At 68.4% G+C, this 24,741-nt stretch carries 21 protein-coding genes; 10 read left to right on the top strand and 11 right to left on the bottom strand.

Annotated features, from left to right (window positions below; genetic code table 11):
* Positions 1-5 precede the first annotated feature (5 nt).
* Entirely contained in the window at positions 6-326 is a 321-nt protein-coding gene (locus tag DBO33_RS30420) for a DUF952 domain-containing protein (RefSeq protein WP_107658128.1), read from the bottom strand.
* Positions 327-637: 311 nt separating this feature from the next.
* On the opposite strand from DBO33_RS30420, the gene DBO33_RS30425 reads away from it, so the two are divergent.
* Entirely contained in the window at positions 638-832 is a 195-nt protein-coding gene (locus DBO33_RS30425) for a DUF7455 domain-containing protein (RefSeq protein ID WP_029903635.1), read from the top strand.
* A 48-nt stretch (positions 833-880) separates the two neighbouring features.
* On the opposite strand, the gene DBO33_RS30430 is transcribed toward DBO33_RS30425, so the two are convergent.
* Positions 881-1,678: a TetR/AcrR family transcriptional regulator C-terminal domain-containing protein gene (locus DBO33_RS30430; RefSeq protein WP_107658129.1), complete on the bottom strand. Its 798-nt coding sequence runs from the start codon at positions 1,676-1,678 to the stop codon at positions 881-883.
* A gap of 118 nt (positions 1,679-1,796) precedes the next feature.
* Here DBO33_RS30430 and DBO33_RS30435 point away from each other — a divergent pair, with 118 nt between their 5' ends.
* Positions 1,797-3,530, top strand: coding sequence for a DEAD/DEAH box helicase (locus DBO33_RS30435; RefSeq protein ID WP_107658130.1), 1,734 nt, complete (start codon positions 1,797-1,799; stop codon positions 3,528-3,530).
* Complete coding sequence (locus DBO33_RS30440; protein WP_107658131.1) at positions 3,530-4,087, top strand: SWIM zinc finger family protein; 558 nt, start codon at positions 3,530-3,532, stop codon at positions 4,085-4,087. Before DBO33_RS30435 ends, DBO33_RS30440 begins: the two co-directional genes overlap by 1 nt.
* A 234-nt stretch (positions 4,088-4,321) precedes the next feature.
* Here DBO33_RS30440 and DBO33_RS30445 read toward each other — a convergent pair whose 3' ends face one another.
* Complete coding sequence (locus tag DBO33_RS30445) at positions 4,322-4,891, bottom strand: class I SAM-dependent methyltransferase (protein ID WP_107660715.1); 570 nt, start codon at positions 4,889-4,891, stop codon at positions 4,322-4,324.
* 55 nt (positions 4,892-4,946) lie between these two features.
* Between DBO33_RS30445 and DBO33_RS30450 the strand changes: the two genes are divergently transcribed.
* The gene (locus DBO33_RS30450) at positions 4,947-5,714 is read left to right on the top strand and encodes an AraC family transcriptional regulator (protein WP_234391129.1); all 768 of its coding nucleotides are present in this window, start codon (positions 4,947-4,949) and stop codon (positions 5,712-5,714) included.
* Between the two features lie 6 nt (positions 5,715-5,720).
* Here DBO33_RS30450 and DBO33_RS30455 read toward each other — a convergent pair whose 3' ends face one another.
* Positions 5,721-6,461 (bottom strand): SDR family NAD(P)-dependent oxidoreductase, encoded by a 741-nt coding sequence (locus DBO33_RS30455; protein WP_107658133.1) that lies wholly within the window; start codon positions 6,459-6,461, stop codon positions 5,721-5,723.
* Positions 6,462-6,566: 105 nt separating this feature from the next.
* Here DBO33_RS30455 and DBO33_RS30460 point away from each other — a divergent pair, with 105 nt between their 5' ends.
* Positions 6,567-7,175, top strand: coding sequence for a TetR/AcrR family transcriptional regulator (locus DBO33_RS30460; protein WP_107658134.1), 609 nt, complete (start codon positions 6,567-6,569; stop codon positions 7,173-7,175).
* A 140-nt stretch (positions 7,176-7,315) separates the two neighbouring features.
* Here DBO33_RS30460 and DBO33_RS30465 read toward each other — a convergent pair whose 3' ends face one another.
* The gene (locus DBO33_RS30465; protein WP_407670551.1) at positions 7,316-9,169 is read right to left on the bottom strand and encodes a DEAD/DEAH box helicase; all 1,854 of its coding nucleotides are present in this window, start codon (positions 9,167-9,169) and stop codon (positions 7,316-7,318) included.
* A 116-nt stretch (positions 9,170-9,285) separates the two neighbouring features.
* On the opposite strand from DBO33_RS30465, the gene DBO33_RS30470 reads away from it, so the two are divergent.
* Positions 9,286-10,458 carry a YihY/virulence factor BrkB family protein gene (locus tag DBO33_RS30470; RefSeq protein WP_107658135.1) on the top strand — a complete coding sequence of 391 codons (1,173 nt, stop codon included), beginning with the start codon at positions 9,286-9,288 and terminating at the stop codon, positions 10,456-10,458.
* Here DBO33_RS30470 and DBO33_RS30475 read toward each other — a convergent pair.
* Positions 10,431-10,676 carry a DUF3039 domain-containing protein gene (locus tag DBO33_RS30475; protein ID WP_107660717.1) on the bottom strand — a complete coding sequence of 82 codons (246 nt, stop codon included), beginning with the start codon at positions 10,674-10,676 and terminating at the stop codon, positions 10,431-10,433. The two genes, DBO33_RS30470 and DBO33_RS30475, sit on opposite strands and share 28 nt — an antisense overlap.
* 156 nt (positions 10,677-10,832) lie before the next feature.
* On the opposite strand from DBO33_RS30475, the gene DBO33_RS30480 reads away from it, so the two are divergent.
* The gene (locus DBO33_RS30480) at positions 10,833-11,183 is read left to right on the top strand and encodes a DUF3099 domain-containing protein (protein WP_107660718.1); all 351 of its coding nucleotides are present in this window, start codon (positions 10,833-10,835) and stop codon (positions 11,181-11,183) included.
* Positions 11,184-12,396: 1,213 nt separating this feature from the next.
* Here DBO33_RS30480 and DBO33_RS30485 read toward each other — a convergent pair.
* Entirely contained in the window at positions 12,397-14,034 is a 1,638-nt protein-coding gene (locus DBO33_RS30485) for a flavin monoamine oxidase family protein (RefSeq protein ID WP_159080605.1), read from the bottom strand.
* 736 nt (positions 14,035-14,770) lie between these two features.
* On the bottom strand, positions 14,771-16,048 hold the full coding sequence (locus DBO33_RS30495; protein WP_234391422.1) for an MFS transporter: 1,278 nt from the start codon (positions 16,046-16,048) through the stop codon (positions 14,771-14,773).
* Positions 16,049-16,207: 159 nt separating this feature from the next.
* Between DBO33_RS30495 and DBO33_RS30500 the strand changes: the two genes are divergently transcribed.
* The 3 genes from DBO33_RS30500 to DBO33_RS30510 all read left to right on the top strand — a co-directional run bounded on the left by DBO33_RS30500 (position 16,208) and on the right by DBO33_RS30510 (position 19,778).
* Complete coding sequence (locus DBO33_RS30500) at positions 16,208-16,948, top strand: VOC family protein (RefSeq protein WP_107660719.1); 741 nt, start codon at positions 16,208-16,210, stop codon at positions 16,946-16,948.
* A 148-nt stretch (positions 16,949-17,096) separates the two neighbouring features.
* The gene (locus tag DBO33_RS30505; RefSeq protein WP_107658139.1) at positions 17,097-18,617 is read left to right on the top strand and encodes a DUF7782 domain-containing protein; all 1,521 of its coding nucleotides are present in this window, start codon (positions 17,097-17,099) and stop codon (positions 18,615-18,617) included.
* Positions 18,618-18,809: 192 nt separating this feature from the next.
* Positions 18,810-19,778, top strand: a complete 969-nt coding sequence (locus DBO33_RS30510; RefSeq protein WP_107658140.1) for a sigma-70 family RNA polymerase sigma factor — start codon at positions 18,810-18,812, stop codon at positions 19,776-19,778.
* Positions 19,779-20,001: 223 nt separating this feature from the next.
* On the opposite strand, the gene DBO33_RS30515 is transcribed toward DBO33_RS30510, so the two are convergent.
* From DBO33_RS30515 to DBO33_RS30525, 3 genes are all read right to left on the bottom strand, one after another.
* On the bottom strand, positions 20,002-20,418 hold the full coding sequence (locus DBO33_RS30515) for a hypothetical protein (protein ID WP_199856805.1): 417 nt from the start codon (positions 20,416-20,418) through the stop codon (positions 20,002-20,004).
* Between the two features lie 294 nt (positions 20,419-20,712).
* Positions 20,713-23,385, bottom strand: a complete 2,673-nt coding sequence (locus tag DBO33_RS30520; RefSeq protein ID WP_107658141.1) for a bifunctional acetate--CoA ligase family protein/GNAT family N-acetyltransferase — start codon at positions 23,383-23,385, stop codon at positions 20,713-20,715.
* Positions 23,378-24,646, bottom strand: coding sequence for an acetoin utilization protein AcuC (locus DBO33_RS30525; RefSeq protein ID WP_407670552.1), 1,269 nt, complete (start codon positions 24,644-24,646; stop codon positions 23,378-23,380). Before DBO33_RS30525 ends, DBO33_RS30520 begins: the two co-directional genes overlap by 8 nt.
* Positions 24,647-24,741 lie beyond the last annotated feature (95 nt).

Genomic DNA, 24,741 nt, shown 5'->3' on the forward strand with positions numbered 1-24,741 from the left:
GGGGCCTACTTGGCGAGTGGCGCGAACACGCCGTCCTGACCAGGCTGGAACTCCTCGACCGCGATCACCGCGCCCGTCGGCAGCGGCCCGTACAGGTGTGGGAAGAGCATCGACTCCGGATCGGTCGGCACGCCCGGCTCCCACTTGACCGGCGCGCCGAGGCGGGCCGGATCCAGGCGCAGCAGCACCAGGTCGCGCCGCCCGGCGAAGAGCCGATTGGCCGGCAGGTGGGCCTGCTGCGGCGCGGACAGGTGGATGAAGCCCACCTCGTCGAGCGAGGGCGCGCGGTACTCACCCGTTTGCCGAGCGGAAAGCCACTCGCCCAAAGTGCATATGTGAACAAGCGTGTGAGTGTCGTGGGTCACGGGTAATCTCCCGGTAGACAACTGGATCGGCCTGTTCGAGGTGGTGACCACACTGAGTTCGTAACGTGACCTGGAATGTTCGCCTGTAGCGAAATCCCAGGTCGTGTTATAGAAAACACACAGAATCACTCACGGGAACAAAGCCCCCGTCCCGAACGTCTGACAGAGTAGTCATACCACTGCTGGGAAGTAGCGGTAGCGAGCCCGCGGAGTGACCACGGGCCCCACACCAGGCAAACGGTCTGTGAACCGGGAGCCAGGACGGAGGAGTCATGCCAGGAACCCTGACTAGCACCCCACTGACCGCGGTCGATCGTTGCGACCGCTGCGGGGCGGCAGCACGAGTGCGCGCCGTTCTGCCCGCAGGTGGCGAGTTGCTCTTCTGCCAGCACCACGCGAACGAACACATGGATCGACTGCGTGAGTTGGAAGCCGTGATCGACACGGAGTCCGCTCCCGCCCTCTGATCAACTCCTCGCGTCCTGAGACAACAACATCCGACAACAGAAAACCGTTTACCGCAGCGGGCGATCCACGGATCGCCCGCTGTTGGTGTGTACAGGGGTCTCGAGGTCCCCGAGGATCCCGTCCAGCAGGCGGTCCAGGCCGAAGTCGAAGGCACCGTCCGGGTCCGCAGGGGCTTGATAGAGCTCGCCGACCGCCGCACCCACCCGGGCCGACAGCGGAAACGAACTGGACGGCATGGCCTCAGTGAGCAAGGGGCCGTGCACGTCCCACCACTGGACGTCGGTCATCACCTGCGTGTCGCGCTGCGCGGCCACCGCGACACGCCCGTTGCCGGTGGCGAATTCGGACAAAACGGCGATCACGCGATCCATCTCGACATCCGACAGACCGATGGCCTCGATAGCGGCCAGCTGGCGCTCGTAGCGGCGCATGCGGCCGGGGCCGATCACCTGACGCCACGGCGATACTTCCAGCAGCCACGGGTGCGCGATCAGCTCAGCGCGCACCTGGCGGGCAATGGCGGCCAGCCGCGCGCGCACCGGTAGGTCCGCCGGGATCGGCGCGTCCTCGTCGGCGACGGCGTCGACCATCAGCACGGTCAGCGCGTCCTTGCTGGGGACGTACGTGTACAGGCTCATCGGCCGCAGGCCCAGCTCCGCCGCGACGGCCCGAATGGACAGCTTCGGGTACCCGTCCCGGTCGGCGAGGGCCACCGCGACCTCGACCACCGCGTCCACGCTGACCGCAGGCTTCGGGCCGCGCGCACCCGGGCGCGGCGGGAGCTCGTGCCGCCACAGCAGACTCACCAGTTGTTTTGCCTGTTCGACGGCGGATTCGTCGGCCACGGGACTCCTCGGAACAAACTCGGTACTCTGTACGTTGTTCAGATACTTCGTACACCATACGCCGATAAAGGGGTTCGTTCTGCCCAGCACACAAGCCACTTATCTGCCCGACCGGCACATGTTCGCGCTGTGGACATGGACCGGGCAGCACACCGGGCCCGCGCCCGCCGCACTCGGCGATCGGGAGACCCTCGCGCTCGCCGTGCCGACCGGTTACGACGGGGCGATCGAGGTCGCCGAAGTCGACTGCGCGCTGGTCGATCCCGCGACCTTCGCGACATTGGACCTCACGGAAGCGGGGGCGTCCGTGGACATTTGGCGTACGACGCTGCATGCCGAGGCTGCGGAGGTCGAATTACCCATAGCGGCCCACGCGGTGCCCAATGCGGCAGGCACCTCGATCGTGTCCGCCGAGCGCGCGGTGCGCGTAGTGCGTGAGACGCAGGCCGCGGCAACGGAACTGCGTTCGGCGCTGAAGGCCGATCTGCGGCCCTATCAGGTACGTGGGGTCAGTTGGCTGCGGGAAACGACTGCGGCGCACGGAGGAGCCGTGCTGGCCGACGAGATGGGGCTCGGAAAGACGGTGCAGACCATCGGCTTTCTGCTCGGGCGGGCAGACGGTGGGCCGCAGCTCGTCGTGTGCCCCACCTCGCTGGTGGGCAACTGGGCGCACGAGATCGATCGGTTCGCGCCAGGGCTGCGCGTGCTGGTGTGGCGCGGCGGTGAAATCGACCCTCCCGCTGGGACTGTCGTCGTCGCCGGATATCCCACGGTGCGGCTGCACGGCCAGTGGCTCGGCGAGCACCGCTGGGCGACCGCGGTTTTCGACGAAGCGCAGGCGTTGAAGAATCCGAGCACCCAGCTGGCCAAGGCCGCACGGGCGCTGGACGCCGAGGTGCGCGTCGCGTTGACCGGCACGCCGGTGGAGAACCATCTCGAGGAGCTGTGGGCGCTGCTGAACCTGGTGACGCCCCGGCTGTTCGGGCACAAGACGCAGTTCCGGCGGCGCTTCGTCCGGCCGATCCAGGAGGGGTCCACGGCCGCGGCGGCGCGGTTGCAGGACGCCATCGAACCCGTTGTCCTCGCTCGTAAGAAGGCGCAGGTGGCCGCGTCGCTGCCGGCCAAGATCCACACCGATCTGCTGTGCGACCTCACCACCGAGCAGGAAGACCTCTACGACAAGCTGCTCGACCGAGCCATCGATGACGGTTTCGGCGCAGGCGTCGAACGACAGAGCCGGGTGCTCGCGGCGCTCACCGCGCTCAAACAAGTCTGCAACCATCCCGGGCTGGTCACAGGTGAGCTCACCGAGCTGGCGGGCCGCTCCGGAAAGCTGGATCTGTGCACTGACATCCTGGCCAACAACCTCGAAATGGACGCGCCGACCCTGATTTTCACCCAGTACCGGCAGACCGGTGAATTGCTGGTCCGGCATCTCGCCGAACAGTTCGGGGTCGAGGCGCCGTTCTTCCACGGCGGCCTGAACCAGGCCGAGCGCGCCGCCATCGTGACCGGTTTCCAAGCCGAGGACGGACCGCCGGTGCTCGTGCTCAGCCTGCGCGCGGCAGGCACCGGTCTCACGCTGACCCGCGCCGCCGACGTCATCCACTTCGACCGCTGGTGGAACCCGGCGGTCGAGGCGCAGGCGTCGGACCGCGCGCACCGCATCGGTCAGACCCGCACGGTCACCGTCACCACGCTCACCTCGACCACCTCGGTCGAAGAGCACATCGCCCGCATGCACGATCGCAAGTCCGCGCTGTCGGACCTCGATTCGGCGGGCATCGCCGCACTGGCCCGCCTCGACGACGATCAACTGGTCGAGGTTTTGCGCCGTAAGAGGGAGAACTGATGCCGGACAACGAATTCGGGTATACCAAGTGGGGAATGGACTGGGTGCGGCTCGCCGAGCCGATCCGGCAGACCCGGCCCGAGCCGCTGCTGCCCCGGGCCCGTAGTATCGCCCGCAACCACGGCGTGCAGGCCACGATCGAGGGGCGGGTGGTGCGCGCCACCATTCACCGTGGCGGCGAGGCGTCGGTGATCCACCTGGAGGTGGCGCCGTTGACCCGCGCGGCGATCACCGCGATCGGGGAGGTCGTGCCGGACACCACCGTGCTGACCGACGAGATGCATCGTGCATTGGTCGATGCGGGGTGCACCGTGGCTCCGGTGCTGGCGGGAACCGACTGTTCGTGTAAGGCGAGGTCGGCGCGTTGTCTGCATGTGCTGGCCGCGTTCTACGACATGGCGCGCCGGGTGGACGAGAACCCGCTTCTCGCGCTCGAGATCCAGGGGTACTTCCAAGCGGCACAGGATGATTCGCCCGTCGTAGTGGAAGTGCCGCGGTGGGTGCCGATCAATACGTTCGATCCCGCGAACTACTTCGGTGAACTTGCCCCCACCTGAGCCCGCCACCCCTGGTATCAGCCAGGTCGACCTGATCGCCCAACCCGACGGTGGCCTGCAGCTGGTGAAGGACTCGAACCTATAGTCCTGCACCTTGTCGGCTGCCGCGCGGATCATGGTGGTGCCGAACGGCCTTCGCCACCGTATCCAGCTATCGCCACGCCGCGTTTCAGAGGTCACGTACCAAATCCGCTTTGTGGGACGTACAGACGCGCTGCGGGTGTGCGTCCCGGTTCAGGCCGGGCGGCGGGCGCGGAACCGGAAACTCGTTGTGCCGGTTTCGATGTCGACGTCGGTGAAGCCGATCCGCGTCAAGCGGTCGGCGGCGTGTTCCGGCGGGACGGGGACGCACGTGTCGCCCACGTGCATCAACCGGAAGAGGCGGCTGTCGAGGCCGTCGCTGCCCGCGAACACGCCGCCGGGGCGCAGCACGCGCAGTGCGTCGGCGAACAGGGCATCCTGCTGGGCGGGGGTCGGCACGTGGTGCAGCATGGTGAAGCACACCACCGAGTCGAATTGCGCCGACGGGAAAGGCATGTCGGTGCCGTCGCCGTCCACCACCGTCATCACCGACCCATGCCGGCCCCGCAACCGGGTGGCCAGGTCGGGGTCGATCTCGACACCGGTGAGCGACCCAGCGCGGTCGAGCAGCGGGCGCACGTTCGCGCCGTAGCCGGGCCCGATCTCCAGGGCGGAACCGCCGAGGTCGAGACCGTCCAGCGCCCACGGCACGATCCGCGTCGCGCTGGTCCGTTCCCACCACGACGAGCGGCAGCAGAGTCGGTGGAAGATGTTCATCGCCATGCGCATGACGCTAGGAGCGGACGGGCGTGACCGCGACAAGCTACGGTGACATATTGTGTCGCGAAACGGCCATTCCTCGATCCACCGCGTTCCACCGGGTGCGACGGCGATGGTCCTCGGCGCCGGGGTGCTGCCCGCCGGATATTGGTTCGGCACCCACGAGCACCCGCAGCACCAGATCGCCTGGGCCGCACGAGGAGTCATCGCGATCGAGGTCGGCGACAGCCGCTGGGTGCTGCCGCCGACCCGGGCACTGTGGATTCCCGGCGGCGTCCGGCATCGGACGGGCAGCGCCGACGGGGCCGAGATGCGGGGCATCTACATCGAACCCGAACGCTGCCCGGTCACCTTCACCGCGCCGACGATGATGCGGGTCAGCCGACTGCTGCACGAGTTGTTCGACCATCTCGGCGCTCCGGGCACCGACGCCGCGCGCCGCGGACGCGCGGAGGCCGTGGTTTTCGATCCCGTCGAGCCGGTCGACGTAATCCCGATCGGCGCCCACTCCCCCACCGACCCTCGCGCGAAACAGGTGGCCGACGCCTTGACCGCCGACCCCACCGACAACCGCACCCTCGCCGAGTTCGCCGCCGCCGTCGCCACCAGCCCGCGCACCCTGGCCCGCCTGTTCGTCACCGAAACCGGAATCAGCTTCGGTCAGTGGCGAACCCAGATCCGCCTCACCGCTTCCCTCCCCCTGCTGGCCGCCAACCTCCCCATCGCCCGCATCGCAGGCCGCGTCGGCTACGCCACCCCCAGCGCCTACGTCGCCGCGTTCCGCCGGGCGGTGGGCGTATCGCCAGGCAAGTACTTCGCCGGATAGCAGGCGTTAAGCGTTCGTTCCGCTGTCGACCGTGAAGATCGCGCCCGTGATGCTGCGTCCCGTCTCGCCCGCGAGGAACGCGACCATTGCCGCCATGTCCTCCGGCTGCGCGAAGCGGCCGAGTGACGACAGCTCGAGCTGGGTGCCGTAGTGGTCGCCATCGACCGGATTCATGTCTGTCACCGTCGATCCCGGCTGGAGCAGGTTCACCGTGATGTCGCGGGGTCCCAGTTCCCGCGCGAGCGCCTTGGTGAATCCGTTCAGCGCCGACTTGCTCAGGTTGTAGAGCGAGAGGCCGGCGAAGGGGGCGTGCTCGGACAGGTTGGTGCCGACGCTGATGATCCGGCCGCCACCGGTCATGTGCGCCACGGCCGCCTGCGCGCCGACGAACGCGGCCCGCGCATGGATGTTCAGCGCACGGTCGATCTCCTCGACGGTGAACTCCTCGAACGGCTTGGCCGGGAAGATGCCGGCGTTGTTCACCAGAATGTCCAGCCTGCCCAGCTCGGCAGCGGTCCGCTCGACCGCGCTCACCACGGCGCCGGCGTCGGCGCTGTCGGCGCGGATCGCCAGCGCGCGGCGACCGAGCGATTCGATATCCGCGGCTACGGATTTCGCCGGTACCTCGGCGTTCTGATAGGTGAACGCCACATCGGCGCCGTCGGCGGCCAGCTTCCGTGCGATCGCCGCGCCGATACCTCGGCTACCGCCGGTCACCAGTGCCACCTTGCCCGCGAGATCAGTCATCGTTCCTCCACCAAATTCTGTGTCGATCAGTACATAAATAGCTAAGCGCAGCGACCACCGCCGCGTCAAGGGGTATATTTAACGATCGACACAGAAAGGACGACCATGGCCGACCGAGGACGACCACGTGCCTTCGACCGCACCGAGGTGCTGCGCCGCGCCATGGAGGTGTTCTGGGAACACGGCTACGAGGGCTCGTCGATGAGCGACCTCACCTCGGCGATGGGCATCAACTCGCCCAGCCTGTACGCCGCGTTCGGCGGCAAGGAGGCGCTGTTCCGGGAGGCCGTCAGCCTGTACGGGCAGACCGACGGTGGATACACCGACCGGGCGCTACGGGAAGAGCCGACGGCGCGCGCCGCCATCGATGCGATGTTGCGGGACAACGCGATCGCCTACACCGTGGAGGACAAACCGCACGGCTGCATGGTCGTGCTCGCGGGCTCCACCTACACCACGCGCAGCGAGAGCGTCCGCGACTTCCTGATCGAAAAGCGCAGGGAGACAACCGAAGAGATCCGGCGGCGAATGGATCGCGGTGTCGCGGAAGGCGATCTGCCCGCCGACACCAACACTTCCGCACTGGCCCATTTCTACGCCACGGTCCTCTACGGACTGTCGATTCAAGCCCGCGATGGGGCCTCGCTCGAAGAGCTCACGCAATCGATCGATGTCGCGATGGCGGCCTGGCCGGCGGGTGCCACAGCTACCTGATCTGCGCATGGCAGACATCCAGCAGCTCTGCGGCCAGCTGGCAGCGCAATGTCGTTGCGCACCAATAAGGCCAGGCAGCGGCCGACTAACCACCACCCGCGACTCCCGTCCCGGTAAACAGGCGAGGGTGCGGTCGAACTCTACATCCGGCGCAACGCCGCGATCCGCTCCACCAACTGATCGGCCGACGCCAATGCCGTTGGCGGCCCACCACATTCGCGGCGTAGCTCGCCGTGGATCACGCCGTGCGGTTTGTTGGTGCGGTGGTGGTGCATGGCGACCAAGCTGTTGAGTTCGCGCCGCAGTTCACCCAACCGGTCCGCCGTCGCGACGCGTTCGGCCGCGCTCGCGACCTGGGGGCCGGGATCCGGCGCCGACGACGACTCACCGCGGTCGGCGATCTGCCGGGACTGGCGTTCGCGCAGCAACGCGCGCATCTGGTCGGCGTCGAGCAGGCCGGGGATGCCGAGGTAGTCGGCCTCCTCGTCGCTGCCCGCGAAAGTGGCGGTGCCGAAGGAGGATCCGTCGTAGATCACCTGATCGAGTTCGGCGTCTGCGGCGAGCGCGACGAAGGACTTCTCCTCCTCGCCCGGCTCGTCCTGCTGCTTGTTCGCATCGATCAGCAGCTCGTCGTCGAGGCCGTCCTTCTCCCGGTGCGGCTTGCCGATCACGTGGTCGCGCTGCAACTCCAGCTGCGCGGCCAGATCGAGCAGCACCGGCACCGACGGCAGGAATACGCTCGCGGTCTCGCCCGGCCTGCGGGCACGCACGAACCGCCCGATGGCCTGGGCGAAGTACAGCGGCGTCGAGGCGCTGGTCGCGTACACGCCGACGGCCAGGCGCGGCACGTCGACGCCCTCGGACACCATGCGCACCGCGACCATCCACGGCTCGCTGCTCGCGCCGAACGAGGCGATCCGGTCCGAGGAGGTCGGCTCGTCCGACAGCACCAGCGCGGGTTTCGTGCCCGAAATGTGTTCCAGCAGTTCGGCGTAGTCGCGGGCGCGGTCCTGGTCGGTGGCGATCACCAGGCCGCCCGCATCGGGCATGCCGGTGCTGCGCAGCTGACGCAACCGCATGTCGGCGGCGCGCAACACAGCAGAAATCCAGTCACCCGCCGGGTCGAGCGCGGTGCGCCAGGCGCGGGCGGTCTGTTCGGCGTTCAGCGGCTCGCCGAGGCGGGCGGTGTACTCCTCGCCCGCGCTGTCGCGCCAGTGCGCCTCGCCGGAGTAGGCGAGGAACACCACCGGCCGGACCACGCCGTCGGCGAGCGCCTCGGAGTACCCGTATGCGTGGTCGGCGCGCGAACGCGGGAAACCGGACTCGTCGGGTTCGTAGGTGATGAACGGGATCTGGCTGTCGTCGCTGCGGAACGGGGTTCCGGTGAGCGCGAGCCGCCGGGTCGCGTCGCCGAATGCCTCGGCCGTCGCGTCACCCCAGCTCTTCGCGTCGCCCGCGTGGTGGATCTCGTCGAGAATGACCAGCGTCCTGCGGTTTTCGGTGCGCACCCGATGCCGGGACGGGTGCGAGGCGACCTGGGCATAGGTGACGACGACACCGTGATAATCGCCGGACGTGCCACCCGTCGCGTTGGAGAACCGCGAATCCAGCTGGATTCCCGCGCGCGCCGCGGACTGCGCCCACTGGTGCTTGAGGTGTTCGGTCGGGGCGACGACGGTGATCTGGTCGACCGTGCGATCAGCCAGCAGTTCGGCGGCGACGCGCAGCGCGAAGGTGGTCTTACCGGCGCCCGGCGTGGCCACCGCGAGGAAGTCGCGTGGTTTGGACGACAGGTACTTGGTCAAGGCCCGGCGCTGCCAGGCACGCAGCGATCCGCCGCCCGATGTACCGGAGCTGTTCGGCGTCCCCGAGGCCTCGGGTCTAACCGAATCGCCCGGTGTCTCCGCTCTTCCCGCCACAGCGGCGCCACCCGACCCAGTCACGCAGTCGACCCTACTGGCCCGGCCCGGCGTGTTGCCAAACCGACGCGGCATGGGCGATGGGCATCACATGTTCAACTACCGACACGCCGGAATTCACCCATTGCCCGACGACACGTCGCCCCCGGAATCCGATGCGCACACCACTCGTGCGCGATGCTTGAGGGACGATGCCCGAGGAAAACGCCCTGCCGGACCAACCACTGCGGACCGACATACCGTCGCTCAGCGGTGGCCTGGCCGCGCGCAAGCTGACCTCGGCGCAACGGGTGACCATCCGGCTGCGCCGCGCCCGCAGAAAGACCGGCAGGCTGGCGGTGCGGGTAGCGGTGAAGGCCTGGGACGACTCGATCTTCGCCAAGTCCGCGGCCGCCGCGTTCTGGCAGACGTTGTCGCTGGCGCCGCTGCTGCTCGGGGTGCTCGGCAGCCTCGGGTACGTCGGCACCTGGTTCGGGCCGGACACCGTGCAGATCGTGGAATCGAAGATCATCGCGTTCAGCCGGGACCTGTTCAGCTCCAGCGTGGTGTCGGATCTGATCGAGCCGACCGTCAAGGACGTGCTCGGCAAGGGGCGTGGCGCGGTCGTCTCGGTGGGTTTCGTGCTGTCGCTGTGGGCCGGGTCGTCGGCGATGGCGACGTTCGTGGACGCGATCGTCGAGGCGCACGGGCAGCAGGACCTGCGACATCCGGTGTGGCAGCGCATCTTCGCGCTGCTGCTGTATGTGGCGTTCCTGGTGGCCTCGGTGTTCATCCTGCCGCTGGTGGCGCTCGGGCCCACGATCATCGGCCGGGTGCTGCCGGAGCCGTGGCGGGTGACCGGGCTGCAACTGCTGGACTTCTTCTACTACCCCGGTGTCGGGTTACTGCTGATCATCGTGCTCACCACGCTGTACAAGCTGGCGCTGCACACCTCGCTGCCCTGGCACCGCATGTTCGCCGGGGCGCTGGTCGCGGCCGTGTTCTTCATCGCGGCCAGTGAGGTGCTGCGCCGGTATCTGTCCTGGGTGACCGAGACGGGTGTGAGTTACGGCGCACTGGCGACGCCGATCGCGTTTCTGCTCTTCACGTACTTCCTCGGGTTCGCCATCATCCTCGGCGCGGAGTTCAACGCCGCCGTGCAGGAGTTCTGGCCCGCGCGCACGACCCGGATGGAGCAGGTGCGGGAGTGGATCACCAATCAGCTGACCGGGGATTCGTCCGACGCGGACGATCCGAAGACAGAAACCACCGAGACGGCGGAGAAGCCTCCGCCGTCACCTGTCGACACACCCGAGCAACCGGGCGCGGCGTCCGCGCAGACGCCGCCCCCACAACCTCACTCGCCCTTTTTCAGCCCGTCGTAGACCTTCTTGCAGTCCGGGCAGACCGGCGAACCGGGCTTGGGCGACCGCGTCACCGGAAAAACCTCACCGCACAGGGCGACGACATGGGTGCCCATGACGGCGCTCTCCGCGATCCGGTCCTTCTTGACGTAGTGGAAGAACTTCGGGGTGTCGTCGCTCGTCGACTCGTCGGTGGTCGAATCGGGGCGAACCATGGTGTCGGTGCTCACGGATTCCATGATGCCGCATTCGCGCAAACGGTGACCGATCACGGTCCAGTGTCCGGCTGACCACACTGTGTGCACTGGGGCTCCGACAGTGGAAGACTCGAAGACATGCAGCAGCACGGCGACTCCCCCGACGCCGGCGACATCGGCCGTGGTGAGCGTCCGGACATGACGATGCCGCCGAAATCCTCCGGCTACTTCCCCGGCACCGACGACAAGCACCCGGTCCTGATCACCGAGGCGCAGCCCTCGCTGGAAGACCAGCACCGCTCCCGCGTACGCCGCTACACCATCATCATGGCGTTCCGCATCCCCTGCCTCGTGCTGGCCGCCATCGCCTACAGCACCTTCAGCAGCGCCCTCCTGTCGATCCTCATCATCGCCGTCTCCATCCCGCTCCCCTGGATCGCCGTCCTCATCGCCAACGACCGCCCCCCGCGTCGCAAAGACGAACCCAGCCGCTGGGACGAACGCCGTACCGCGCTGGAAGCTCGGCCGCACAACGCCATCGACAGCTGAGGGTCGGCTGGGCCTCCGGACACGGCGGCGGGATCGCGAGAGTAGCCCCGCCAACAAGTCCCGCTTGCGGATGCGCTCCAGGCCCTAACTAGGCACAGGCGCGGCATCCACCGAGTAGACCCGCCACCACGTCCCACCGGCGAACGCCATCCGCGGCCAGCGGGACACCACGGCGCCATCCACCGAGTGAAGCCTCCACCACGTCCCAATTCAGGCGCAGCATCGGTGACGGCGGGACATGGCGTCGGGTTCGAGCGAATAGGCCGCCACCATGTCCCACTCACGAATGGCATCAGGGGCCAAAGGGACACCACGGCGGCATCCACCGAGTAGACCCGCCGCCATGTCCCGCTCGCGGAGTCGGCCGTACCCAACGGGACACCATGGCAGCAACCATCGGGTACACGCGCCACCACGTCCCACCCGCGAACACCCCACGCCCAACGGGACACCACAGCGCCATCCATCGAGTAGGGCCGCCACCAAGTCCCGTTCGCGAATGCCATCCATGCCCAACGGGACACCACAGCGCCGGCCACCGAGTAGACCCACCACCATGTCCCACCGGCGAACGCCGTCCGCGGCCAGCGGGACACCACGACGCGATCCTCCGAGTGAAGCCTCCACCACGTCCCAATTCAGGCGCAGCATCGGTGACGGCGGGACATGGCGGCGCGGCGTCAGGCCTTGCGCCGAATGAAGGCGGACATCGCGGCGGCACCCCCATCAAGGTCGACCGCTCCATGTCCCGACCGCAAACGCCATCCACGCCACCGGGACATGGCGTCGGGTTCGAGCGACTAGCCGCCACCATGTCTCACTCACGAATGCCATCAGTGGCCAATGGGACAACACGGCGGCATCCCCGCGTAGGCCCGCCGCAATGTCCCGCTCGCAAATGCCATCCATGCCCAACGGGACACCACTGCGCCGGCCACCGAGTACACCCGCCACCATGTCCCACCGGCGAACGCCGTCGGCGGCCAGCGGGACACCACGGCGGCATCCACCGAGTAGACCCGCCATCACGTCCCGCTCGCGAATGTCAGCCGTACCCAACGGGACACCACGGCGGCATCCCCCGAGTAGGGCCGCCACCATGTCCCGATCTCGAATGCCGTCCGTGCCTAACGGGACATAGCGGCGGCATACGGGCTGGTTGGGGCTTCGACATCGGGGCTAGCTGGTGGAGCCCCGGCCATCAGCTAGCCCGTCAGGTGGTGATGCCGAGGTCGGTGCAGGCGCGGGCGCCGCTTTCGAGTGCGCCTTCGATCCAGGCTCGGCCTCGGGTGGAGGTGGCGTCGCCGGCGAAGGCGACCCGACCGTCCATTTCGGGGGTGCGGGTGTCCGGGCCGATTTCGACCGATTGCCCGGGCAGGTAGATCGCGGCTTCGCCGTTGGCCCAGCGGTCGGTGGCCCAGGAGTGCGAGGCGTAGCCGCCGGTCCATGCGGCGCGGACGGCGGGGCCGTGCACGTCGGCGAGGTGATCGAGGCATTCGGCCGCGCGTTCGGCCGGGAGCAGGCCGTCCCAGGCGTGCGCGTCGTCGGCCCAGGTGTAGGAGGCGATGACGACGCCGCCGTCGCCGGTGGGATGGGAGGGGTACACCGTGAGTCGTGGTGGGGCGTCGGTGACGTCGATGCCGCCGTGCCCGGTCCACCAGCGGGTGGAGAACTCGAGGAAGGTTTTGGTGGCGGCGTCGTGGTGCAGTTCCGCGATGGCGCGTTGCTTGCCGTAGGACAGGGCCGGTTGGAAGCCGAGGTAGCGCAGCAGCGAATAGGGTGCCGCGACCACGATGCGATCGACCTCGACGGTGTCGTCGCCTGCGCCGTACCTCAGTCGCAGCCGCGGTTGCCGTCCGTCGATCCCGGTGACCACGGAGTTCGTAATGATCTCTGCCCCAGCGCCTTTCGCAGCACCGGCCAACTCGACGATCAATCGGTCGGTGCCACCGACGATTTCGACCAGCTCGGTGCCGGGAGCGAGGTTCGTGGCGGTCATGAGGTTATGAGTCAAGCTCAAACCCATGCGGGCGGTGATGCCCTCGATGGAGCCGAGATGGTCGATGCTCGATTCCGAAAGCCCTTGGGCCAGTAGCCAATCCCGCAGCGACATCTCGTCGTAGCGGGCCAGGAAGTCGGTCCACGCCTCGACATCGCTGTCCCGGTGCACGCCGGTGCTCGACAACACCCGATCCAGCAGCGCCCGACCGTGCACCGCCGCGGCGCCGAACACCCCCGCGATCGGTGCCGGATCTGTGGTGTATTCGGCCCGGGTCATCGATACGCCGCCGGCGCTGACCAGTCGATGCGGGTGGGTCATGTGAAACGGGCGGGTCGGCACACCTAACCGGGCCAGCACGCCGGTGGTGACAGTGTGCGTGGTGGGAATGCGCATCGCACCCGCCTCGCCGTGACCGCCGGTGGCCGCGAACGGTTCCCGCAACGTCCGAATCCGGCCGCCCACCCGATCCGACCCCTCGAACACCCGCACCCGATGCCCCGCCTGCGCCAGGATCCACGCCGCGGCCAACCCGGCGGCACCGGCACCCACCACGGCGACATCCTGCGGATTGTCCGTGCGCTTCGGCCCCGCACCGGCAAGCAACTCTCGATGCAGTGCCCGTACATCACGCCCGGACTCGTCCACACCCACGATGTCCCGGGCGACCAGCCGAGCCCGATCCCGCCGAGACGGTGAAATATCGGCACTCCCGGCCGCGGGCCGCGACGCCTCGCGCCCGGCGAAATGGCCGGAAGCGCCCGCCCCACCCGCCGCCCCCAACACCAACCCGGCAGCACCGGCAGCGGTGTAACGCAACAGATCACGCCGACCAACGGTGTTTTCACGCACGACCCAGCTCCTTTGCTGCGATCCGGTCCACACCACCGAACCGGCCATGCGGCCGATCCGCGCTCATCGGGCCACCGACCCACCCTCAGCGCAGACACTGTGCCACACGTCACCACCCCGGTCCGGGCACCTGAGGTGTGTCGCCGACAAGCAGCCGCATCCCCCACCACAACCACTGCACAAGATCGACTTCACACAGCACCAGACCACTCGTCGAGATCACGAGAAGTGACCTCGACGTCAGGACTTCGCGGATGAATGCGGACATCACGACGACACCCACCGAGTGGAACCGCCACCACGTCCCACCCACAAACGCCATCCGCGCCCAAAGGGACACCACAGCGGCATTCATCGAGTAGGCCCGCCGTCATGTTCCGTTCGCGCACAGCATCGAAGTTGGAAGGGACATGGCGGCGAGGGTCAAGCCTTAAGGCGGACAACACGGCGGCAACCACCGAGTGCAGCCGCCACCACGTCCCATCCGCGGATGCCGACTACGCCCAACGGGACATCACGGCGTCATCCACCGAGTGGAACCGCCACCACGTCCCAACCGTGAATGCCTCCGGCGCCCAACGGGACACCAGGGCGACACTCACCGAGGCCGCCACAACGTCCCGCCGCAAACGCCATCCGCGCCCAGCGGGACACCAGGGCGGCATCCGCCGGGCGACGCCGCCGTCATGTCCCGTTCGCCCGCAGCAGCAACGCTGGAGGGGACATGGGGCGGGCATCAGGCCTTGCGGCGGATGAAGGCGGACATTACTGCGGCGGTGGCGCATAACCCGCCAGCCAAGTACCAGGCGAGGTCGTAGGTGCCTTGGACGTCGCGGATGACACCTGCGCCGGTGGCGGCGATGGCGGAGCCGATTTGGTGGGAGGCGAAGACCCAGCCGAAGGCTACGGGGCCGTCGTTGCCGAAGAGTTCGCGGCAGAGCATGACGGTGGGTGGGACGGTGGCTACCCAGTCGAGGCCGTAGAAGATGATGAAGACCCAGAGGCTGGGTTGGGTGTGGGGGCCCAGCAGCGACGGCAGGATGAGCAGGGACAGGCCGCGCAGTACGTAGTAGCCGACCAGTAGGTAGCGCGGGTCGATGCGGTCGGTCAGCCAGCCGGAGGCGATGGTGCCTGCCACGTCGAAGATGCCGACCACGGCGAGCAGGCTGGCGGCGGCGGTCGGCGGCATGCCGTGGTCGTGCGCGGCGCTGACGAAATGGGTGCCGACGAGACCGTTGGTCGATGCTCCGCAGACCGCGAAACCACCTGCCAGCAGCCAGAATCCGGGCGTGCGCGCGATCTTGGCCAGCACCGTGAGCGCGCGGGACGCGCCAACCGCTGCCGGTGTGCGGACGCCGACCACGCTGCCCGGCTCCGCCCCGTACGCGGTGACCCCGACATCACTCGGGTAATCCCTGATGAACAGCAACACCAGCGGCACGACGGCCAGCGCCGTCCCGGCGACGATCAGCGACGGCAACCGCCAGCCGTGCTCGTGCGCCAGCATCGACACCAACGGCAGGAACACCAGCTGACCGGTCGCGCCCGCCGCCGTGAGCACCCCGGTGACCAGTCCGCGCTGGCGCACGAACCAACGCCCGGTGATGGTCGCCACGAACGGCATCGACATCGACCCGACGCCGACACCCACCAGCAGACCCCAGGTCAGCATCAGATGCCACGGCTGGGTCATGAACACGGTGAGCCCGGCGCCTGCCGCGACGAGCACCAGCGCCCCCGACACCACCTTGCGAATGCCGAACCGGTCCATCAGCGCCGCCGCGAACGGCGAAATCAACCCGTACAACAGCAGATTCAGCGAGACCGCCGCACCGATCGTGCCGTGCGACCAGCCGAACTCCGCGTGCAGCGGATCCATCAGCACACTGGGCACCGAGCGGAACGCGGCCGCACCGAGCAGCGCGACGAAGCCGACCCCCACGACGATCCACGCCGGATGCGGACCGCGCCGGGCAACGGTGTCGTGCAACGGTACTGGCGGTGGTGTCTGCAGCTCGGTCACCCGCTGAGCGTGCCGGAAATTCGGCCGCGCAACGAGCGGCCGGAAGGCCACAAAACACCAAGATCGTGCCAGGACCGGCGACACGCCAATCTGCTCGACACCGCGCGTCGCTTTCCCTATGGTGTCTGCGGGTACAAGACAGGAGTGAACATGATTCGGTGGATCTGGGCTTTCCTGGACCGCCCCGCACAACGATTCGACGACTGCGCGAAGTTCTGGTCCACGGTCACCGGTACCGAACTGTCCGCTCGCCGCGGCGAGCACGACGAATTCCTCACGCTGCTCCCCGATCCCGCGCTGTTCGCGGCGGCGGGCGTGAAGATGCAGGCGGTGACCGGTCTCGGCGGCGTCCATCTCGACCTCGACGTCGACCACATCCCGACCGCCGTGCGCACCGCACTCGATCTCGGCGCCGAACTGGTCGCGAATCATCCGGACTACGCCGTCCTGCGCTCCCCCGGCGGCCAGACCTTCTGCCTCACCCCGAGCGGTCGCGGCCGAGGCACCCCCGCCCCCGCCACGAAGGCGCCCGACGGCACCCTCAGCCGCCTCGACCAGGTGTGCCTGGACATCGGCCCCGCCGACCACACCGCCGAAACGGAGTTCTGGAAGTCGTTGACCGGCTGGAACTTCCAGCAAGGCAGGCTGCCGGAGTTCGCCCGGCTCCGTGCCGAGGAATCCCTCCCCATCCAGCTGCTCCTTCAGCGCCTCGACGAAGACCGCCCCACCAGCGCCCACATCGACCTGTCCTCGTCGGACATCGACGCGACCGCCCGGTGGCACGAAACCCTCGGCGCCACCATCATGGAACGCTACGAACACTGGATCGTCATGAACGACCCCGCGGGCGCCACCTACTGCGTCACGGCCCGCGACCCGAGAGGCGTCTGACCCATCCAGCAGAGTCATATGGTCGCGAGAAGATCCTGGCCAGCAACCATATGACTCTGCGCGTCTGCCGGCACGACCATTCGACTCTGTTCGATCTTGCGCGCACCACCTGCCGAGTCCGCTGATCAGGCGGTGGCAGAGTACCGATGTGCCTACGAACCGATCGACGACCACCGGATCCCTGCTCACCGCGCTGTGCCCGGAGCTCCGGACGGCGCTGACCAGGGTCGGCTACGACGCCGACACTCTGCTCGAGGTACTGGGCGAAGATGTGCACGCGGCACTGGGTCGCTCGGAACCGGTCCCCGTGCGCCGTGCCGCGCGCGACGCCGGAGAACTGGGCACGCTCATCCGCTTGCTGCTACTCGGCGACACACTGCCCGAACGCGATGTCGCGGCCGCGCTGCTACCGGTAGATATCGACCGCGCGGTGGCGGCGGGCCTGCTCGATCGTGCCGGCGACACCGTCCGCGCCGCGCTCGACCTGCGCCCATTGGATGCCGGAGCGGGCACCCGCTGGATCCTGTCCGATCTCGACGATTCGATGCGCCGGCGCACCCTCACCGAAGACCACGTCCTCGGCGTCGGCCACGCCTCTCTTTCGCTGTTGCGCGCCACCCCGACCCGCAAGGTCGGCTCGGTGCTCGACCTAGGCACCGGCTGCGGCGTGCAGGCCGTGCACGCCGCCTCCTACGCGAACCAGGTGACCGCCACCGACGTGAACACCCGCGCGCTGTGGCTCGCCGAAGCCACCGCCGCACTCAACGGACTCGATATCGAACTGCTCGAAGGCTCCTGGTTCGAACCGGTCGCAGGACGCCGCTTCGACCAGGTGGTCGCGAACCCGCCGTTCGTCGTCGGCCCCGCCAGGATCGAGCACACCTACCGTGACTCCGGGCTCGCCCTCGACGGCGCCAGCGAATTGGTGATCGCACAGGCCGCAGACCTGCTCGCCCCCGGCGGCACCGCCGCGATGCTGGCCGCCTGGATCCATGTGGACGGTGAGGACTGGCGGCACCGGGTGTCGTCGTGGCTGCCCGCGCACGGCGTCGACGCCTGGGTGGTACAGCGCGACGTCGCCGACCCCGCCCTGTATGTCGGCACCTGGCTGCGGGACGCGGGCCTCGACCCACGCGACCCGGCTGCGCAGGCCCGCGCCGAGCAGTGGCTCGACGCCTTCACCGCGGCCGACGTCGAAGGCATCGGCTTCGGCTTCGTCTACTTGCGTGCCATCGACGCCCCGACCGAACTGCTCGCCGAGGACCTCACGCACGGCTTCGACGACCCGCTCGGCGACGAGGCGACCCGCTACTTCGAGCGTTCGGCCTGGCTGCGCGCCGTCGCCAACGACGAAAAACTGGCCCGGACTTCACGTTTCGTGGTGGATCCGGCGACCGCCCTGGAACGCGTCGCGCTGCCCGGCCCCGACGGCTGGACCGAGCAGGTCGCGCGGGTGCACCGCGGCGACGGACCGCGCTGGCAGCACGAGGTGGACGAGACAACCATCTCGCTGCTTGCGGGAATGCGCGCGGATGGCCTGCCGTTGTACGAACTGATCGAACTGCTGGCGGTTGCCCACGGATCTGCCGAAGTGACCACGGAGTTCGCGGCCGATGCGTTGTCCGTGGTGGCCGGACTGGTCCGCCACGGATTGGTGCGGCCCGTGTAAATCCGGCGATCGCGGGTAGGTCGGTGCAGGCACCGGACAGCAGGCGTTCCACCGCTGGGAGCTTCTCAGGAACTTCTCAGACGAGAGTGAGGAAAACCGCACGTCAAAGCGGTTTATCTGAGCCACGACGGGGAACTTTATCTCTGTCGGGTCCGTTGTTCGGAGTGAGACACCACCGACAGGAGGCAAGTCATGACAAGCCCCGCCACCACTCGTGTGCGCATCAGCGATTCGGACCTCGACGCCCAGAGCCCCGCAGCCGATCTGGTACGCGTGTACCTGAACGGGATCGGCCGTACTGCCCTGCTCACGGCCGCCGACGAGGTCGAATTGGCCAAGCGTATCGAGGCGGGCCTCTATGCCCAGCACCTGCTGGAGACCGGCAAACGTCTGTCGGCCACCCGCAAGCGTGATCTGGCCCTCATCGTTCGCGAAGGCCAGTCCGCACGGTCGCACCTGCTGGAAGCCAACCTCCGCCTCGTGGTCTCCCTCGCCAAGCGCTACACCGGCCGCGGCATGCCGCTGCTGGATCTCATCCAGGAAGGCAACCTGGGTCTGATCCGCGCCATGGAGAAGTTCGACTACGCCAAGGGCTTCAAGTTCTCCACCTACGCCACCTGGTGGATTCGGCAGGCCATCACTCGTGGCATGGCCGACCAGAGCCGCACCATCCGGCTGCCCGTCCACCTGGTCGAACAGGTGAACAAGCTGGCCAGGATCAAGCGCGAACTGCACCAGCAGCTCGGCCGCGAGGCCACCGACGCGGAACTGGCGAACGAGTCCGGCATTCCGGTCGAGAAGATCTCCGATCTGCTCGATCACAGCCGCGACCCAGTCAGCCTGGACATGCCGGTCGGCAACGACGAAGAGGCCCCGCTCGGCGACTTCATCGAAGACTCCGAGGCCACCTCCGCCGAGTCCGCGGTGATCGCCGGACTGCTGCACCACGATGTGCGCAGCGTGCTCGCCACCCTCGACGAGCGCGAGCAGCAGGTCATCCGCCTGCGCTTCGGTCTCGACGACGGCCAGCCGCGCACCCTCGACCAGATCGGCAAGCTCTTCGGGCTCTCCCGCGAGCGCGTCCGCCAGATCGAGCGCGAGGTCATGTCGAAGCTGCGCAAGGGCGAGCGGGCCGACCGTCTCCGCGCCTACGCCAGCTGACCCCCGTGCCGGAACACTCCGGCACCATAACGACGCCGGGCTTCCCCGAGACCGGCCCGGCGTCCAGACCTGGTGACCCTCGCCGGTCACCTGCCAACGCCGGCCGGTGCCGCGTATCTCCGCCCCCTCCGGGATAACGCGAGCCGGTCGGCGTGAATTGTGCCGGGCCGTCCAATTCTGCGACGGCCCAACGACTCCCGGCAGCGCTCAGCTGCTGGATGCGTCAACCCTTCCGATAGTGCTCCGCGAGTGCGGTGAACGCCGCCTTGGGCTCCCACGGCATGTCCGGGTAGGTCTGCCCGAGTCCGGCATCCAGGACTTTGACAATGCCGTAGCTGACCAAGTCCAAGTCGTCCCTCGGGTCGCCGTCGGGACGGTGCACATGGTCGTAGAGCGCGAACAGGAATACGAAAACGGCATCGACACCCTCGGCGTCGAAGACCTCCAGGAGCTGACGCACGTACGCCGCCTGACCCGCCTCGTCGCGCGTGTACACGCCGTTCAGGCGCCCCGGGCCCTTGGGGGTGTCGTACTTGACGATCTCCAGGCCCTGTGCGCCACAGTCGCCTGCGCCGCGGTAAGTGGCCGCACCGAACTCCGTGATCGCCAGCGGCTTTCCCTGCGCCACCAACGCACGCACGCCAGCTGCGAACTGGTCGGCGACTGCGCCCAGCAGTAAAGATCCACCGACACAATGTCGAACAGGTCCCAGTCGACGCGGTAGAGCGGGATCGATGCGTAGGTGACCTTGCCGCCGAAATGCCCACGAACGACCGAAACCGCTTTGCGGAGGACGTCGCCGCGCTCGGCGGGTCAGCCGAAGCCGCTGGGCCCCTGACGAAACGACAAGGCAGGACCTTATGGGCGCATCACATCTCGGCCCCGACGGGACGGCACGCACGGCTCTGCGTGCCAGGGTGCCGGGCCGGGCGGGTCAGCCGAGGCGGCGGGGGCCGGTGTCGAAACGGCTTGGTTCGGGGCCGATTCGGCCGCGGGCGTAGAGGATTTCGGCGGAGTTGGTGGAGGCGAGGACGGGGTCGAAGGAGAGTTCGCGCATGTGCGGGAGGTCGTCGAAGAGGGCTGAGATGCGTTGGGCGAGTTGGGCTAGGGCGGCCTTGTCTACGCGGGGGCTGGCGGGGGTGCCGGAGAGCAGGGGTGCTGCGCGGGGGGCGTCGATGAGGGCGGTTGCCTCGTCGGCGGTGAGGGGTAGGGCTCGGTAGGCGCGGTCGCCGAGCAGTTCGATGATCAGGCCGGAGAGGCCGAACTCGATGACCGAGCCGAAGGACGGGTCGTCCTGGACGCGCAGGACGCAGCCGACGCCCTTGGTGGCCATCTTCTGGATGTGCAGCACCGGGTCGCCGCACAGTTCGACCAGGTCCGCGTACGCCTGCCGCACCGCGTCCGGGCGCCACAGGTCCAGCCGGACACCGGTGAGATCCGGTCGGCGGCGCCACAATTCGCCGGTCGCCTTAGCCGCGACCGGGTAGCCGAGTTCTTCGGCCGCGGCGACCGCCTCGTCGGCGCTGCGCACCTCGCGGAACTCCACCACCGAAATGCCGTAGCAGCCGAGCAGTTCGACGGTTTCCAGGTCGGTGAGCCGGCGGCCGCCGGATTCGGCCATCCACTGCGCGACCAGCGTGCGCGCCCGTTCGGTGTCGATGCCGTCCGGTCGCATCACCTGCGACACCGGTCGGGTTCGCCACTCCGCGTAGCGACGGACCCGAGCCAACGCCCGTGCGGCGCGCTCCGGGTCGGGATACGAGGGAATCGATCCGCGGACGGCCGTCGCGCCCGCACCGCGGACCGCCAACAGATGCGGAATGCCCTGTTCGGCAATGAATGTGGTGAGAATCGGCTTGCCCGAGTCGGGGACCGCCGCCGCGGCCTCGCGGATGGCATCGGCGAAACCGGCCATCGGCAGCGGGACCGGTGGCGCGAAAACCACTAGCACCGAGTCGATGTCCGTCGATTGCAGTGCCGCCACCGTCGCGTCGAGGTAGGCACCGGGGGTCGCTTGGGGTCCCAGGTTCACCGGGTCGCCGACCGTCAGTCCCTCGCTCTGCGCGGCATCGACGGCCAGCCAGTTCAACGCCGCACTGTTGCCGACCACCGCCAACCGCGAACCGCCAGGCAGTGGCTGATAGCCGAGCAGCGCGGCACAGTCGAACAGCTCCGAGATGGAGTCGACCTGCACGATTCCCGCCTGCGCGAACAGGTCTCGCACGATCGAACGGTCCATGTCACCCGCCGGCTGGGCGGCGTGACGGCCGCTGCTCACCGCGACGATCGGCTTGGTCCTGGCCACCCGGCGCGCGATCCGGGAGAACTTGCGCGGGTTACCGAAACTCTCCAGGTAGAGCAGGACCACATCGGTGTCCGGGTCGGTATCCCAGTATTGGAGCAGGTCGTTGCCGGACACGTCGGCGCGGTCACCGGCCGACACGAACGTCGACAGCCCCAGATTCCTGGCCGCGGCCTCACCGAGGATGGCCGCCCCCAACGGCCCGGACTGACAGAAGAACCCGATCCGCCCACGGCTGGGCAGCACCGATGCCAGCGTCGCATTGAGCGCCACGTCAGGATCGGTGTTCACGATGCCCAGCGCACTCGGCCCGACTACCCGCATCCCGTGTCCCCGTGCGGCGGCGACCAATTCCTGCTCGGCCGTCCCGCCGGCCACACCGGTCGTGTTGAAGCCGGCGGTGAGCACGACAAGTCCCTTGACGCCCTTGGCCATACAGTCGTCCAGCACGGAGCCGATCGCCTCCGGCGGCACCGCAACCACCGCGAGATCGACCTCGTCGGGGATCTCCCGCACCGTCGCGTAGGCACGGACGCCGCGCACCGCGCGGCGATTCGGATTCACCGGGAACACCGGACCTTGGAACACACCGGACAGCAGGTTGTTCAGCACCGCGCCGCCCACCCGGCCGGTGCTCGGTGTCGCCCCGATCACCGCCACCGATCGCGGGGTGAGCAGATTGCCCACGCTGCGCGCCTCGGAGGCCCGCTCGCGCGAATCCCGCACGGAGAGCAAGGCTTCGGTGGGGTCGATAGCGAACTCCAGGTGCAGCACCGACCCGTCCCTGCTGCGCTCCACCTGATAACCCGCGTCCCGGAAGACCGTCACCATGGTGGTGTTCTCCGCGAGCACCTCGGCGACGAAGGTCTCGATCTTGTTCTCGGCGGCGGCACCGGCCAAGTGCTCCAACAGGATCGAGCCGAGCCCGCGGCCCTGATGCGCGTCGGCCACCACGAACGCGACCTCCGCGGACCGCCGCCCGTCCCGGTCCAGCAGTTCATACCGGCCCACCGCGACGATCGCGGTGCCGAGTACCAGCACCAGGCCGACTCGGTCGTGATAGTCGACATGGGTGGTCCGGTACAGATCCTTCGGCGAGATCCGCGGGTACGGCCCGAAATAACGCAGATACCTGGTGCGATCGGACAGCGCGGCGTGGAACTCCTGCATCGCGTCCGCGTCGTCCGGCGTGATCGGCCGCAGTCGGACCACGCCGCCGTCGGAGGCGAGCACGTCGGCGAACCAGTGCTGCGGCGGCGGAGGCGGGACCGCCGGTGTGTCCGGAGTGTCTACGGGGTCAGTCACGAGGGTCCTCCGGGTCCAGGCCGAGCAGCCCGAAAGTCGCTCGGCGGGTGGCCAGCACGGCCGTGTCGATGGCGCGTTGGGCGCGGTCGAAGCGCGCGTCCCCAGTCTCCCCCGTGCCGCCAGGGCCATCCCACGGGCGGTAGGCGATGTCGCCGCCGTCACCCATGGTGCTCGGCGGATCGACCTTCGGCGCCGCCGCGCGAACCTGGTCGATCCACTGCTGGGGGATCTCGGTCTCCGGTGCGATGGTGCGGTCGAGCGCGGTGGCCAGCAGGTGCGTCCAGGCCCGCGGCACCACCCGGATCAGCCCGTAACCGCCGCCTCCGACAGCGAGCCAGCGACCCTCGGCGTATCGGTCGGCCAGGTCGCGCATGGCGCGGAAGGCGGCGCGCTGGCCGTCCACCGTGAGTTCCAGATCAGCCAGGGGGTCCTCCCGATGGGTGTCCACCCCGCATTGGCTGACCACGATTTGCGGCCGGAACGCCGCGACCGCACCGGGCACGACCGCGTGAAAACCGCGCAACCACTGGGCGTCTCGGGTGCCGGGCAGCAGCGGCAGATTGATCGCGCTGCCCTCGGCGGCGCCCGCACCCGTCTCCTCGGGCCAGCCGGTGTTCGGCCAGAGGGTCGCCGGGTGCTGGTGCAGCGACACCGTGAGCACCCGTGGGTCGGCGTAGAACGCGCGCTGCACTCCGTCACCGTGGTGCACGTCGACATCGAGGTAGACGATGCGATCGAAGCCGTGATCCAGCAGCCAGGAGATGGCCACCGCCGCATCGTTGTACACGCAGAACCCGGACGCCGAGTCCGCCATCGCGTGGTGCATGCCGCCGCCGATACTCACCGCACGCTTGGTCCGGCCCTCGGCGATCTCCTTGGCCGCGGCCAGCGTGCCGCCGACGATCACCGAGGCCGCCTGATGCATGCCGGGGAACACCGGGTTGTCCGGCGACCCCAGACCGAACGGCGGGGCCTGCGGCGAACCGGCGGGCGCCGTGACGTGCTCGACTGCGTCGATGTACGCGGCTGTGTGGATGCGCAACAGGTCGGCTCGATCGGCCGCGGCGGGTGCCAATAGCTCGACACCGTCGAGTAATCCGAGACTTTCGGCGAGCGCCATGGTGAACTTCAGGCGCGCAGGTTTCATCGGATGCTGCGGAGTCCAGGTGTAGTCGAGAAACCGGTCGGTCCACACGACAGTTCCTGGGCTGCGCTGTTCGCCGGGTGGCGCCGGACGTTCGCCGCGCGGTGCAGTGGCCATGCTCGCAACGCTACGCGGGAAGGTACGGACCCTGTCGAACGTTGGTATGCAGTAGAAATACAGATAAGTGCGATCGCGGCGGCTAGCCGTGCGCC

Origin of the sequence: Nocardia suismassiliense, from assembly GCF_900269665.1 — a bacterium.
Taxonomy (GTDB): Bacteria; Actinomycetota; Actinomycetes; order Mycobacteriales; family Mycobacteriaceae; genus Nocardia; species Nocardia suismassiliense.

What these genes read in the sequence shown, in the direction of transcription:
- DBO33_RS30425 (WP_029903635.1), top strand. Translation starts at nt 638, where the DNA reads ATGCCAGGAACCCTGACTAGCACCCCACTGACCGCGGTCGATCGTTGC.
- DBO33_RS30435 (WP_107658130.1), top strand. Translation starts at nt 1,797, where the DNA reads ATGTTCGCGCTGTGGACATGGACCGGGCAGCACACCGGGCCCGCGCCC.
- DBO33_RS30440 (WP_107658131.1), top strand. Translation starts at nt 3,530, where the DNA reads ATGCCGGACAACGAATTCGGGTATACCAAGTGGGGAATGGACTGGGTG.
- DBO33_RS30445 (WP_107660715.1), bottom strand. Translation starts at nt 4,891, where the DNA reads ATGGCGATGAACATCTTCCACCGACTCTGCTGCCGCTCGTCGTGGTGG.
- DBO33_RS30455 (WP_107658133.1), bottom strand. Translation starts at nt 6,461, where the DNA reads ATGACTGATCTCGCGGGCAAGGTGGCACTGGTGACCGGCGGTAGCCGA.
- DBO33_RS30460 (WP_107658134.1), top strand. Translation starts at nt 6,567, where the DNA reads ATGGCCGACCGAGGACGACCACGTGCCTTCGACCGCACCGAGGTGCTG.
- DBO33_RS30465 (WP_407670551.1), bottom strand. Translation starts at nt 9,169, where the DNA reads ATGCCGCGTCGGTTTGGCAACACGCCGGGCCGGGCCAGTAGGGTCGAC.
- DBO33_RS30470 (WP_107658135.1), top strand. Translation starts at nt 9,286, where the DNA reads ATGCCCGAGGAAAACGCCCTGCCGGACCAACCACTGCGGACCGACATA.
- DBO33_RS30475 (WP_107660717.1), bottom strand. Translation starts at nt 10,676, where the DNA reads ATGGAATCCGTGAGCACCGACACCATGGTTCGCCCCGATTCGACCACC.
- DBO33_RS30480 (WP_107660718.1), top strand. Translation starts at nt 10,833, where the DNA reads ATGACGATGCCGCCGAAATCCTCCGGCTACTTCCCCGGCACCGACGAC.
- DBO33_RS30500 (WP_107660719.1), top strand. Translation starts at nt 16,208, where the DNA reads ATGATTCGGTGGATCTGGGCTTTCCTGGACCGCCCCGCACAACGATTC.
- DBO33_RS30510 (WP_107658140.1), top strand. Translation starts at nt 18,810, where the DNA reads ATGACAAGCCCCGCCACCACTCGTGTGCGCATCAGCGATTCGGACCTC.
- DBO33_RS30525 (WP_407670552.1), bottom strand. Translation starts at nt 24,646, where the DNA reads ATGGCCACTGCACCGCGCGGCGAACGTCCGGCGCCACCCGGCGAACAG.